We start from the raw sequence: 12,748 nt of genomic DNA on the forward strand, positions 1-12,748 counted from the left end.
TGCGACAGATGAACACGACCCCGTCGCCCGTCAGCCTGGTCGAACTGGCCGCGAGCAAGCAGCTCCCGCGTCACCAGTTCACGGACCACGCCACGGTCCGCTGGATCGAAGCGCACCGGCCTGACCTGCCCGACATCCAGCCGCCACCTATTCGGGCCGCGTCCAAGCGGCTGCTCCGCGGCTCCGCGATACCAGTGGACTGGCTCGCGGAGGCCGCACTCGCCGATTCACTGCATGGAATCCGGCACGCCATGCGGACCGCGGCCCTCGCGGCCCTCCTCGCAGAGCTGGCCGAACTCGACGACACCGACGCGGCCACACTCATCACGGCGGCTGCCGTTCACGACTGCCGCAGGATCCACGACAACGGCGACCCCGGCCACGGCGCGCGAGCCGCGATCTGGCTGACCGAGAACGCCGATGCCGTGTGGGGCCACTTCCATCTGGATGCCACCCCGCGCGCCATCGACCAGGCCGCCACGGCCGTCCGGCTCCACGACCTTCCCTACGCGTCGTTCACCGCTAATGACCTCGCTGACCACCAGCGGGCCGAATCCATCAGTGACCTCCTCAAAGCGGCCGACGCCCTCGACCGCTACCGGCTGCCCAAGCTGAAGTGGTGGCCGAACCCCGCGCGGGTACGAGTCCCCCACTTCGCGCGGCTGCGGACCATCGCCTTCGATCTTGTCGTGTGCTCCGACGCTTCGTTCCTCGCCGGCCTCTCCAGCTCGGAGGCCGTCTTCAAGGCCCTCGAACAGCGGGAGCTGATCGGCTGATGGACTTCCTCGACACCTACCACCTGTGGGCGGACGCGCACGCGTTCTTCGAAGCGCCGATCATCCCGGGCCCAGCGGGGACCGGGGACCCGCTGGCCGAGCAGACGTCGGCCTGGGACACCCGTCTGTCCCAGGAAACCCCGAACGGATCCCTCATGAGGAGCAACGCCCTCTTCGACTCCCTCAGCGGAAGCGGCAAGCTCCACCTCCTGCACGTCACCCACGCCCTGGAAGAGATCAGCAAGGACGGCATCCTCTATCCCTCCGGCGGGTGTCTGGTCGGCAGCATCTACTGCGCCCCGCTCACGGTCACCGACAACGGCTACCGGATGCACAACCTCGGCTCGTACGTGCTGAACAAGGAAGCCCCGGCCTTCCTGAAGAAGGTAGGCAAACCGGAGCGCACTCCCACTCCGCTCATCTTCGAGATATCCGTGCCGCCCCAGGCGTACCGCGGTCTGGCCGGAGTGGACTACCTGCGACTCGGCGCGATCCACCTCAACATCTACAGCCATCTCGAATACCTGCTCTCGAAGGCCGAGCGGCACCAGCTGCGCGAAACGATCGTCAGCCGTACGAAGAACTCCGCCGGATTCCTGGCCCTCGCCTCCGCCGTCGCCCACCAGGGCGCGGCCGTCTCCTCGCACTCGTTCCTGCAGCTCCTCGACGAGACGATCCCTCGCCTGCCGATCCTGGGATACATCTACTTCGAAGCCCTTGCCGAGTATCTGATGCTCCACTCCACCAGTGGCCGGACCCGGCGTGCGGCAGAGCACGGAGAGTTCAACAACTGGCTCTACAAGGAGATGCTGTTCGCGTCCTTCCCACACATGGCCGGGAAGTTCGACCTCGCCAAGTTCCGGCCCTCGCCAGGTGATCTGGACGGCCTCCTCACACAGGTCGACGCGACCGTCGACCCGGCGCACGCGCGTGAGTACCTCGTCGAGCGCATCAGCTACCTCGTCGCCGCGCGCTTATTCACCCCGGGACAGATCCCCGAGGCATGGCACCACAGGCGGTGGGAGTTCGACAGTCTCGCCGCCCAGCTCGGGCCGTTGCTGGGCCATCTGATCCATCGCGAACTCCGGACCTTCGGCCGGTACCCGGACTTCTATTTCTACTTCGACCAGCACAAAGCGCTCCAGGCGTGGAACTACTGGAACCACATGGACATCGTCGTGCCGTTCAACGGCACGATCCCCAAAGGCGAGGTCGGCATCAACCCCGCGTATCCCGACCTTGAGTACCGGGTCTGGCTCGCCGAGCAGGACGCTGCCGGCCAACTGGTCCCGACGGAGCAGTTGGAGCTGACGATCGCTCCGCGCCTCGTCGACATCAAGTACACGCTCATGCGCAACAACCAGTGGACGACGCCGACGCCCAGCGCCGCATGACCTACCGCGAGGAGAACAAGCCCATGTCCGCGCACGACACAGAGTCCTCATCCTCCGTCGACGCCCTCGCCCAGCAGATCGCGGCTCTCCTGCGGAAGCCATCGACGACCCACGGCCTCGCCCGCACGCTGCGTGCCGCGGCAAAAGAGATCAATCTGCACCGCCACCACTCGGCCAGCCAGAAGGCGTGGCCCAGCGGTCATATCGACCAGATGCCCCGCAAGGTCCAGATCGGAGGCGGCTCCCACCGCATCGATGGCTTCTTCAACATCGACGCCGTACCTCCCGCCGATCTTCTCTGGGACGTTCGGGAGGGCATTCCGCTCCACGACGGCACGGTGCGGGAACTGTTCTCCGAGCACTTCCTGGAGCACATCGACTATCCGCGCTCAGCCAAGTACTACGCCCGCGAGGCGTACCGGGTCCTTGCCCCACGCGGCCAACTGATCACCGGTGTACCGGACGCCTCCTTCGTCCTGGACCCTTATCCGATCGGTACGAGCGAGAGCACCGAGATGATCAGGAGGTGGTACGGCAACCGGGACTGTCTGGCCGACATCAACACCCACCTGGACCTGATCAACTATGTCTTCCGCGACCAGGACGACGACCCCAAGTACAACCCGCACTACTGGGCGTACGACTACGAGAAGCTCGTCCAGCTCTTCACCGAAGCTGGGTTCAAGAGGGTCGAGCGATGGGACTTCGATCCGGAGATCGCCTCCCCCAAGCGGCAGTGGGGCAGCGTCTACGTCATCGCGACCAAGTAGCTCACCGGGCTATGGCGCCAGGTCCCTTCACAAAAGGGAGACGGCACCTTGGTGGGGCCGAGCATGACCCGAAGCAGCGAACACTGACGCTCCAAGCACCTTCGGTACCGGCCGCGGCCGAAAAGGCCATCTTGGCGAAATGGCGGGGTAAATCCAGACTGCCCACCGGCCCATTCAGGAGGACGGTACCGATGCCCAAGAAGAAGGGGCGTCACACGAAGGCGGGACGCCGGCGCGAGTTTCGTCAGCGTGCGACCCTGGCCGTGGTCGGTCTTGCCGCAGCACTACTCATACTGTGGCAAGCGCCATGGGTGCTGCTGATCTGCCTCGGCGTCGGCTCGGCTGGTGTCGTGTGCTGGTTTCTGTGGAACGCTCATCAGCGTGAGCTGGCTGGCGATCGTGTCTGGCGCGAAGAAGATCGGCGCGTTGAACTGGAACGCTCGATGACCGCCATCGACGCCATGAGGTGGCAGGACTTCGAGTACTACGTGGCGGAGCTGTGTCGCCGGGACGGATGCACGGACGTCGCCGTGGTCGGTGGCACCGGCGACCTCGCCGCGGACATCATCGGCCGCATGCCCGATGGACGACGCCTGGTCGTCCAGGTGAAGCACTACGCGCCCCACCGCAAAGTACCCAGCGGCGACATGCAGAAGTTCATCGGCATGGCCTTCAAAGAGCACCACGCGGACGTCGCGCTCTTTGTCGCGACCTGCACGTTCGGTAAGGCGGCTCGCGACCTCGCGTTACGGCACAACGTCACCGCGCTCAACCGAAACTTGTTCGGCTCGTGGAACGCCGGAGCCCGGCTGGAGTCCTTGCTGCCCCTCAGCGGAACTGGCGAGGGGCTTCCACGCCGCCGCGAGCCCCGGAAGCGAGAGCAGGGCACCTCCTGAACACTGGATATGAGGCGGCGACTACCGCAGAGCAACGGTGTCTCGACCAGCTCCTCGCGCGCCACCACGAGGTCGCCTCAGAACGTACGGACAAGTGTTTACGCTGCCTGGTGACTCGAAGCCGCCCGCGCAGCTTCCGCACCCGACGCGACGCTGACTTCAAACCAGGTCGTCTTGCCAACGGGCTCCGGCGTCGTGCCCCAGACATCGGAAAGGGCCGCGACGAGGACGAGGCCGCGGCCACCTTCATCGTCGGGCCCGACGGCTTGGGGATGAGCCACGGACTGGTCAGGATCGGTGACCGCCACCCGGAGTCGCTCCCCGATCCCGCGCACATACACCGCGCACGCGGCCCCGGTGTGGATGACGGCATTCGCGATCACTTCGCCGGCCATCAGCTCGATCGCGGCCAGCGTGTCTTCGTTCACCGGCAGATCAAGGCTCTGCACGATGGCGCGAACCCGGCGACGTGCCGGCGGCACGGCTTCGATCGCAGCTGACACCTTGAACCCGTACGACCACTCATAGAGTGCGTGGGTCGGCATGGTGGAGACCTCTCGCAGGAACGGTCTGGAAAGTTCCGCGATCTCTTCATTGGACTGATCACGGGAAGCCATCGGAGAAGACCGACCGGAAAATTCTGCCGGATACTTTAAACTTCCCCGACGGCAAGCCCCACCATCTCAACTAATTCCGTTGCACACCCATCACGCCAGAGATATCTCGCCGGTAATCTCCAGGAGCCGAGAAACACCTATCGCCCGACGGTCAAGGCGCCAGCGTGTTGCTCCGCGCCAGCCAAGAGCCCAACGCCGATACGACCGAGTGCCGCCGCCACTCACTGAAAAGATGCTCCTGCTCATCGGCGGGCAGGGCCGACAACGTGGTTTCAGCGCCCTCCGGCACAAAGATCGACCACAGATCGGACCACGAACGCTCACCGGTCCCGCGCCTCGGCTCGGCCGCCACAGTGCCCGGTTTCCGCATGTCGTCGGCGAACGCGTGGAGTTCTCCTTCCGGGTCCACGTAAACAACGGCACTCGCAAACCGGCACGTCCGGGTGGCTGTCAGGTCCGCGAGATGCGTCAGCCCCCGTGGACCGAAGGCGTCCAGGGCGTGCCTGACCATAGGGCCTGGCCAGCCGTTGAACTCCTCGATGTAGAAGCCGGAGTCCTCGACAAACAGTGGTCGCCGGAAGAGCTCGAACGCCTGGCGGGCCTTATGTCGGGCGATCTCCTCGACAGACGTCGTCTGGATCTCATCCAGCTCCACGGCAACCTGTTCGATCTCGATCCCCCACGGAGCGAGATGCTCCAGCGCGGTCGCGAACTTTCCAGCGTTTCCGGTACAGAAGGCCAACTTGCTAGTAGGCATAGACGGGACAAATCCTTTCGTAAGCGTGATTCCACTGATGCCGACAGTGACGCCCTCGCCGCAAGGGCGTTTCAGCGTCTCTGAAACATGACGGACTCATTGTGGCCCCATCGAAGGCGTCCACGCGGCAACGATCCAAGGAGCGGGCCATGACGCTCACCAGAGGGTCGGTACGGCTGTGAACCGTGCCGGTTCCCTCGTGGAGCGTCACACAGCAGAGGAAAACCCGAAGTGGCTCGATTGGTTGGGCAAGGCACAGCTGAAGTCAACCGAGGGCAGGCCAGCTTGAGCACGCCACGAATTCGCTGGAAATCTCCGTGAAGAAGGCTGCTCCCCGAGACAAATCCGTACGGCCGAAGCGCGCCTTCCTGGGATTCAACCAGCGAATCTACACAAGGGCACCGAACCCTACGCTGTAAAGATATTGGGAGCCATTCCTCGACGCTGGGGTCGTCGGTCGTCCAAGGGAACATCGGCAGCAGGAACCGGGGCGGACAGGAAGCCCGCCCCAAGGGCTCGCGGTGTCCAGGGATCAAGAGAACACAACAGGATCAGGCATTGCCAGTCCAGACAACTCTGCCTGCGAAGCCGCCCCTCGCCTCAGCCTTCTGCGCTCGAAGCTCTTCCAAGTGGCGCAGCGTCATGCCCAGGTCGATGGCAAGTGCGTGAACCACTTCAAGGATGTCTGCCAGCTCCTCTGCAGCAGCCGAGTCGTCTGCGGCGAGGAACTCGCTCACTTCCTCACTAAGCTTGTGGCGCAGCCGCCTCCGGTACTCGTCCGGGCTGGCAACGTAAGCCATCGGCTCCCCACCGCCTGCGCGGATAATCTGGGGAATCAGGTCTCGTACAAGCTTGCCGTCTGCCATCGGGAATCCTCGAATGTAGTCCAGTTGGTGTGGCGCTCCTGCGCCATACCAAGCAAGTCTGCCCAGCTTTCCTCCCAGTTCCGGCCTCGGGTCTTGATCGCGTAGCAGTCGGGCACAGTTCAACCAACCGGCCGGGATGGTCGTGTCCCCCGCGGGCAGTCCACAACGTGGTCGACCTGAAGCATCGGGCGTCCTTGGCCGTCCCGTCGGCGGACTGCCCCGTGGAGCTCGGGTTCTTGCCCTCACGGTTCTCAACGATCAGACACAGCCGGTCGTACTGAGCTGCCGCGACTACCTGAAGCCGCAACTCGATGCCGGCAGCGGCAAGGTCGTCCGCCTGCGAGTGACTCCAAAGCTGCCACTCGAACGCTGCAACGCCCACGTATGGTTGTGGCCCCGCCATGCGCCGCCAAAAGCTGATGCGTAGTCCCGTGCGGTCCCTGCGGAAGGAGACTGGGCTGGCCGCCCCACGCTCGCCCGACACAGACGCTGGGAGAAAACCAACCCTGGCCGTCCCAAAACACGTCCACCACTCCTCCCTACCGACCAACGACAAGCGCCGGTTCGCCGATCCGAAGGTGTGGCATCCAGCTAGTCCGGCACAAAAAGTCAACCCGCGGCTGGTCGAGGAGAGCCTCCGGCTGTCCGCGCGCCGGGGCGGAGACGTAGCTGTGCGATGCTGGGAGAACCTGGACAACCCGTGCCGCATATGGGAACGCATCGTTGAGAACGAGCTGAGGGACAAAGCTGTGGACGACCCGGAGAAGTGCTGGCGCTCGTACCGCAAGGAGATGGACCCGGCCGCGGACGGCAGAACGTCCACAGTGCGCTGCAGCTGTCGGACGGCACGATGGTCTCGGTCGAACAAGGACGGGTGGCGTTCCACAACCCGTCGATCGAGGACTATCTCCGTTTCCACCTCGACTCTGGCCGCGCCCGCTTCCCGGAACTGCGGGAAGCCTTCGCCCACGCCACACTCCGCGACGCCGCCTCCTGCCACCAAGCCATCGGACGCTCCCGGGACGCATACGAGCCAGCCCGCGGCCAAGAGGGCGAGGCGCCTTCCTGGGTCCGCTACCTCGACGAGACGAAACTGATCGTCGACACAGGAATCGCACTCGCCAAACTGGACGAGTCAGAACGCGCCGAGCCACTGATCGCCGAGGGCCTGCGACGGGAAACAGGCGCACAACAGCGAGGCCGCGCATTCCACGCCTTCTGGCTTGCCACAGCCCAGCTCCAGCAGGGCAAGCTGGATGCCGCGTGCCACAGCGCCGGGCTCGCCCTGGACCTCAGCGCATCCCTCGACTCGCCACGGGTCGCGGGCCACGTCCACGAGTTCCACCAGCGCCTCGCCCCCCACGGCCGCGAGACGCCCGTGCTCGCCTTCGAGCAGCGCATGCGCGAGGCCCTCGGCTAACTCGCAGCGCTGGTGGCCTCGTCCAGCAGCAGGTACAGCAGTCCGACCAGGCTGCCGCTGCTGACCACCTCGCGACGGTCGATCATGCCGCGGATCTCGGAGATCGGGATCCACTCGATACGGTCCGACTCGTTCAATTCGGTTGGCGGGCCCGCATAAGCGGCAGCCTGAGCACGGAAAACGTGATGTTCCGAGTCGGTGATGCCGTTCGCCGGCTGCGCGTACACCAGAGGCTTCAGGCCCTCCACCCGCCAGCCGGTCTCCTCCTCCACCTCACGGGCCGCCGCCTGCTCCGGCGTCTCGTCGGCCTCGATCAGGCCCATCGGCAGTTCCCAGCCCCACGTGTCCGTGATGAACCGGTGGCGCCACATCATCAGCACCCGCTTCTGCTCATCCACCACCGCAGCGACCGCGAGATGCCGCATCCGCACCACATGGTGCTCCCAGCGCCGGCCATCCGGCTGCTGAACATCCACGAGCCAGAGGTTGACCCACGGGTTGCTGTAAATCTGACGCTCGCCATGAACCGTCCACCGCATGAGCCAACTCCTTTTCGCCGCCGTGCAGCTCCAAGAATGTCACTTGGACGAGAAGTCGTCTGCACTGTCGATGACTTCCGGCCGGTACTCTCGAGATCCGTTCGAAGCCGCCTTGGCCCGGAGTCCGCGTTGAGCCCGCGTTCCTCGGTGTGGGCCGGCCGACTTATGGTGCTATCGGCGATGGCGACGGTCACTTCGCCGATGCGGGGCGCGGTGGCTGCTGCGGGTGTGGTGGTTCGACTGGCATTTCCGCTCCGGGCCTCACGCCGAGCCCGCTCCTCAGCAGTCAGTCCACCGCCGTCGGGGATACCTCATCCCCCGGGGTACCCCACCGAGGATGCTGTCCCCTCAGCGTTCTTTGAGGAGACAGCATCCCTCTATTTGGACTCATCTACCTTGAAGCGGATTTCATTCGCTGCCGAAGCCATCCCCCGCGAGGTTCTGGCAGTGAACTCTGTCTGTGCTCCGTTCCGGAGCATCGCTCTCGGCGAGTGTAGAGCACCCGTTATAGACAGATGCCCCCCTCTTCTTTGAACTTGGCTTGATATCCGTTCCGATCAGACGATGCAGTTAGACTTAGTCCGGCCAATGCAGCGCCAGCAGCAAGGCACTGAACGAATTGATTCCCACCGCTTGCCGTGCCAACCGCAGGCTGCATGAAAGCCGCACCCAGTGCCCCACCCGCAAAGATTGATAGTGGAAGCCCCACGCGCGTGCAGGAATGCAGCGAGGAGGACTCAGCAGACTCCGAGACGCCATCATTTTCGCGGTCATCCTTTTCCAATTGGTCCTCGACACGGTCAAGGAGTGCTTCCCAGGTGACGGAGTCAATCCCGCCATGTAGTTGCCGGGCAGCCTCTCGGCTGTCCTCCGCCACACGGCGGAGTAGTTCGAAGGTGTCGTACATCCGGTATGCCCCTCCCGGTGGGTGTGCGTGTGGTGGTTCGTGTTGACGCTTATTGGTTGCCATCCTTTAAGCGCTGTTCCTTGTCGTTGTACGGGTCGCTAGGACCCAACCTGGGCTCACGGGAGGCGGCTTGCTGGCCCCCTCCCGTGAGCCCGAGTAACGGCACTAGCTCGTCACGTCGCCAAGCACCTCGTCATGGATCGTGTCCTTGTAGAGCTCCAGCGCCTCGCGCACCTTCTTGTAGCGACGGGCCACCGTGTGCCGGTCGATGTCGAGGTAGTTGGCGATCTCGCTCTGATTGAGCCCCTCGACAATCGCGAGGCGGCCGACCTGACACAGCTTCTCGGGAAGCACGCCCGCAAGGAACTTGTCGATGGACCGGAGCCGATCGGCGCTGACGTGCGCACCCTCGTCGGGCGCAATCGAGATCTCGGGGAAGTCATCCACCGGGAACGAGAGGTCTCGGTCGTTGCTCCTCGCCGCATCAGCGATGACGTCTCGCATCACTTTGCGAGCGAAAGCACGCCCGCCGTCCTGTCGGTCCAGGACAAAGTCCGGTTTCGACCACGCGCGCACCAACTGGACTGCGCAGGTCTGCACCAAGTCCTCCATCAGGTATTCCATGCGCACCTGGCGCACCATCCCCTCAAGGAAGGGCTTCAAGCGCTGCAGTTCCTCAACCTGCTCCTCCGTCAGCCGACGGCGGCGCTTGGCCTCCGGTGAGATACGCGCCCCGGGAACCAGGTGCTGCGGCGTACTCGGTAGGTCGTGCGGGTCCGTCGGCCCTCGAACATCGGGGGCGTTGCGCATCTGGGACCAGTCCTTCCCGTAACTCGACTAACTCGGCACTGAGACGCCGTAGTTCGCGTCTCCCACCCAGCCATGCCGTGAAGGCGGGCCAGTGTGGTGCATTTGAAGCCTGTGACTTCGGGTGACCCCATGGGCTGAGCCTCGCCCAAGTGCTCGACGAGGCTCAGGAAGAGCAGAAGGCCCATGTGGCCCTTGGTGGGGTGCTCATCCGAGGATCTGATGGACGAACATCGCGACTCCGATCCCCACCAGGAGCGCAACCCCGAGCAGCGGGCTAAGAAAAGCCACATAGGTGACCAGGCCCGCGATGATCAAGATCAGCAGAACGCGGTCGAGCTTCTGGACAGGGTCCATGCGACGTACTCCCAAGGCGACGACCGACGGTGGTCGGTGCTGATGTGGTCGGCTGGCTGCCGGTTCACCAAAAGAGGCCGCCTACACGGTGCCCGAGGGGGCGCCGCTCGTGGTGGTAATCCTCACCCTGCGCGCTGCACCCGCTGCACCGTGCGAGACAGTTTCGATAGCCGGTGGGCTGCTTGTCGTCCTGTGTACCGGAATGACACCAGCCAACCAGCCAACCAGACGGCGCTGACAGCGCTGCACGGGTCCGGTTAGATGCCGTCCTTGACCACCAAGGCAGCCTGGTGCGAGCCAGATCTCGTCTGCGCCGCCTACGCCGCCTCAGCCGTATCCGCGATCTGCAGCAGCCGGGCCAGTTCCTGCCGCCCGCGTCTAATCAAATTGACCGCCGCAGTCGGGTCCCTGTCCGGCGGCAGCGGGGTATCGGTGAGGAGATCCGTAAGGGTGTAGCTGCCGAGCAGCCACCGCTGCAGTGCGCGCCAGTCGGTGCCCCGGTCGAAGGACAGGTCCTCGGCCCACGGCATTGCCTCGTATCGGGTGCCATCGGTGCCGTTTGCGTGGAGTAGCCCGGAGCGGCGCACCAGACACGGGAAGCAGACGCCGCAGTTGGCTATCGGAGGGCCGCCGCTGCGGCGGGTGGGCGGCTTGCCGCAGCTCAGGGTGGATTCCAAGTCGGACGAGGTAAGGCCCGCGACACGTGCAGCCTTGCACACCTCGCCTTTCGTCAGCTCTGCCAAGGGGTTGACCACCCGTACCGCGCTTCCGGTATCACCCACGACGGTTACCAAGGCGTTCAGACGGCCCAGTGTCCACGGGTGCACGGAACGGGTGGAGCAGGCCGCCGAACGCGCGGGCGTCAAGGGCGGGTTGAGGGCGAGCTGGCCGTTCCCGGGGATGTGCACGGTCGCCACTCCGTGCGCTGTAGCGGCGCGGATCGCGCCGGCCGCGTAGAGCAGACCGCGGGTGCGGGAGGAGGTTTCAAGCCGCAGGCCGGAGCCGTCGCCCGCCGGGGTCTGGCTCATTGGTAGCAGCATCACCGGCCGTGGTCCTTCCAACCGCTCGACGGCCCCGTACACCCGCTGCTGGAGACGAAGCAGGCCGATCTCGCGGAACATCACGAGCAGCAGCGGTCGGGAGTCGTCGGCGCGCGAACGGGTGGCGGCCCAGCTGAGGAAATCCAGTCCACCGGAGAACAGCGCTACTTCCGAGGCACGCGGTTCGTCGGGGGAGAGCATCGCCTCCTCGACGTAGTGACCGGTGAGAGGCCGGAAGTCCACATTCCATAGGTCCCCGGTGAGGATCTGGAGGAGTGCGGTGAGGTGGGTACAGGCGGCTGCGCTCTGCCATCTCTCGTGTTCCGTGACGGGCACGGCCAGGCTGATGCGGCGGGTCCACCGGTCCCGTTCGGCGGTCCGGCGTACGTACTTGTCGGCGATGAACGCGGCCCTGGCGACGCGGAACAGGTCCTCGGCCCAGTCGGAGACCGGACCGGGGAGATGGTGCCGGCCAGTAATGCGGCGCTCCTTTTCTTGGAAGGCTTCCGCGCCGATCTCCGTCCAGCGGGCATCGCGAGGCCGATCCCCGCGGTGGCCGCGCCACCACAGGAAATGGTCGGAATCGGTCATGCCGCGGCTCCTTCTCCACCGGTGATCTCCTCGGTGATCAGGCCCAGTACCTTGCCGACCGCCCGAGGTACCAGCAACTCGGCGATCTTGAGCAGCGCGGCCGACGGATCCTGCACATCGCCCACCACCGACTGCGCGGTGTCCGCGGCCTGTTCGAGATGCGTAGCTTCGGCGGACTCCTCACAGGGATTCGGGACCAGGTCCACCACCTTCTCCGCGACCCAGTCCGCGATCCTGCCTTCCGGATCGGTCGCGATGAGCACCGGCACTGTCAGTTTGACGTGCTCAGCAACAACGGACCGGAGGAACTCCCCCACGATGTCGGCGAAGAAGACCTGGTAGAGATCACAGAGGATGTCCCAGGTGAATCCGCCGCGCGTGCCACCCGCCTCGATGGCGTTGTCCGGCCCGAGATGCCTGTCCCAAACATCGCGGACCGCCGTGGCCACAGCCCTGCGCACCGCGGCGTCGGCGAGTGTGCCACCGTCTCCGCCGAGCTCCGAGACGAGGCGCGCGACGAGCGCGTCCTCCGACTCCGCGCCCTCTGCGGCCAGCGAGCCCAGGATGCCAGCGAGCCGTTCACCGGCCGCACAGGCCGTGTCGTACAACCCGAAAGCCGATCGATCGGCACGGAGCGTCTCGTGCAGGGCGCGTAGATGGTCCGCGGCTATCTCCTCCAGCCGCTGATCCGCATTGCGCGAGTCCTTTCGCCAGCGCGCCAGCCGCCTCGCAGCGGAGCTCCACTGGTCGCCGTTCGGCCCCTTCCACCGCGTGGATGTCCCCACAGCGCCCCCAACCCGACGGTGTCCCGACCCGCTCTCCCAGCCATGGCATCAGACCAGACGATCCGCAGGTAGAGCGGGACTCGGCCAGGGCGGCACGGAGCGGCCCGTCGGCCAACCGGCCCGGGATATAACTTTCTGTGACACATACACCTGGTAGCGTGACGAGCCGTAGCGCTGGGTCACAGACATCGCGCAAGCCACCGGTTCAGGGCCCGTCCACTGGCTG

At 65.2% G+C, this 12,748-nt stretch carries 13 protein-coding genes and 1 pseudogene; 6 read left to right on the top strand and 8 right to left on the bottom strand.

Going from position 1 to position 12,748, the window contains the following annotated elements; genetic code table 11:
- Positions 1-8 precede the first annotated feature (8 nt).
- From KQY30_RS15870 to KQY30_RS15885, 4 genes are all read left to right on the top strand, one after another.
- Positions 9-776: a hypothetical protein gene (locus KQY30_RS15870; RefSeq protein ID WP_217307380.1), complete on the top strand. Its 768-nt coding sequence runs from the start codon at positions 9-11 to the stop codon at positions 774-776.
- Positions 776-2,170: a hypothetical protein gene (locus KQY30_RS15875; RefSeq protein ID WP_217307381.1), complete on the top strand. Its 1,395-nt coding sequence runs from the start codon at positions 776-778 to the stop codon at positions 2,168-2,170. The genes KQY30_RS15870 and KQY30_RS15875 overlap by 1 nt, the downstream gene beginning before the upstream one ends.
- Before the next feature lie 23 nt (positions 2,171-2,193).
- Positions 2,194-2,940 carry a glycosyltransferase gene (locus tag KQY30_RS15880; RefSeq protein ID WP_217311089.1) on the top strand — a complete coding sequence of 249 codons (747 nt, stop codon included), beginning with the start codon at positions 2,194-2,196 and terminating at the stop codon, positions 2,938-2,940.
- A gap of 191 nt (positions 2,941-3,131) precedes the next feature.
- Positions 3,132-3,836: a restriction endonuclease gene (locus KQY30_RS15885; RefSeq protein WP_217307382.1), complete on the top strand. Its 705-nt coding sequence runs from the start codon at positions 3,132-3,134 to the stop codon at positions 3,834-3,836.
- A gap of 98 nt (positions 3,837-3,934) precedes the next feature.
- On the opposite strand, the gene KQY30_RS15890 is transcribed toward KQY30_RS15885, so the two are convergent.
- Together KQY30_RS15890 and KQY30_RS15895 are read right to left on the bottom strand one after the other, a co-directional pair.
- Positions 3,935-4,453 carry an ATP-binding protein gene (locus KQY30_RS15890; protein WP_217307383.1) on the bottom strand — a complete coding sequence of 173 codons (519 nt, stop codon included), beginning with the start codon at positions 4,451-4,453 and terminating at the stop codon, positions 3,935-3,937.
- A 151-nt stretch (positions 4,454-4,604) separates the two neighbouring features.
- Positions 4,605-5,210 carry a non-canonical purine NTP pyrophosphatase gene (locus tag KQY30_RS15895; protein ID WP_217307384.1) on the bottom strand — a complete coding sequence of 202 codons (606 nt, stop codon included), beginning with the start codon at positions 5,208-5,210 and terminating at the stop codon, positions 4,605-4,607.
- 151 nt (positions 5,211-5,361) lie between these two features.
- Between KQY30_RS15895 and KQY30_RS36450 the strand changes: the two are divergent.
- Positions 5,362-5,563, top strand: a pseudogene (locus tag KQY30_RS36450) (transcriptional regulator); the annotation flags it as partial.
- A 198-nt stretch (positions 5,564-5,761) separates the two neighbouring features.
- Here the strand turns inward: KQY30_RS36450 and KQY30_RS15900 are convergent.
- On the bottom strand, positions 5,762-6,076 hold the full coding sequence (locus tag KQY30_RS15900) for a nucleoside triphosphate pyrophosphohydrolase (RefSeq protein ID WP_217307385.1): 315 nt from the start codon (positions 6,074-6,076) through the stop codon (positions 5,762-5,764).
- Positions 6,077-6,950: 874 nt separating this feature from the next.
- On the opposite strand from KQY30_RS15900, the gene KQY30_RS15905 reads away from it, so the two are divergent.
- Positions 6,951-7,496, top strand: coding sequence for a hypothetical protein (locus KQY30_RS15905; protein WP_254407153.1), 546 nt, complete (start codon positions 6,951-6,953; stop codon positions 7,494-7,496).
- Here KQY30_RS15905 and KQY30_RS15910 read toward each other — a convergent pair.
- The 5 genes from KQY30_RS15910 to KQY30_RS15930 form a co-directional block, all read right to left on the bottom strand.
- A complete protein-coding gene (locus KQY30_RS15910) occupies positions 7,493-8,035 on the bottom strand; it encodes an NUDIX hydrolase (RefSeq protein ID WP_217307386.1) in 543 nt (180 codons plus the stop codon). The two genes, KQY30_RS15905 and KQY30_RS15910, sit on opposite strands and share 4 nt — an antisense overlap.
- A 1,072-nt stretch (positions 8,036-9,107) precedes the next feature.
- On the bottom strand, positions 9,108-9,752 hold the full coding sequence (locus KQY30_RS15915; protein WP_217307387.1) for a sigma-70 family RNA polymerase sigma factor: 645 nt from the start codon (positions 9,750-9,752) through the stop codon (positions 9,108-9,110).
- A 204-nt stretch (positions 9,753-9,956) separates the two neighbouring features.
- Positions 9,957-10,106, bottom strand: a complete 150-nt coding sequence (locus tag KQY30_RS15920; protein WP_217307388.1) for a hypothetical protein — start codon at positions 10,104-10,106, stop codon at positions 9,957-9,959.
- Positions 10,107-10,423: 317 nt separating this feature from the next.
- The gene (locus KQY30_RS15925; protein WP_217307389.1) at positions 10,424-11,737 is read right to left on the bottom strand and encodes a 7-cyano-7-deazaguanine synthase; all 1,314 of its coding nucleotides are present in this window, start codon (positions 11,735-11,737) and stop codon (positions 10,424-10,426) included.
- Entirely contained in the window at positions 11,734-12,522 is a 789-nt protein-coding gene (locus KQY30_RS15930) for a hypothetical protein (RefSeq protein WP_217307390.1), read from the bottom strand. The genes KQY30_RS15925 and KQY30_RS15930 overlap by 4 nt, the downstream gene beginning before the upstream one ends.
- Positions 12,523-12,748 lie beyond the last annotated feature (226 nt).

This window comes from Streptomyces sp. GMY02, from assembly GCF_019056675.1.
Classification (GTDB): domain Bacteria; phylum Actinomycetota; class Actinomycetes; order Streptomycetales; family Streptomycetaceae; genus Streptomyces; species Streptomyces odonnellii.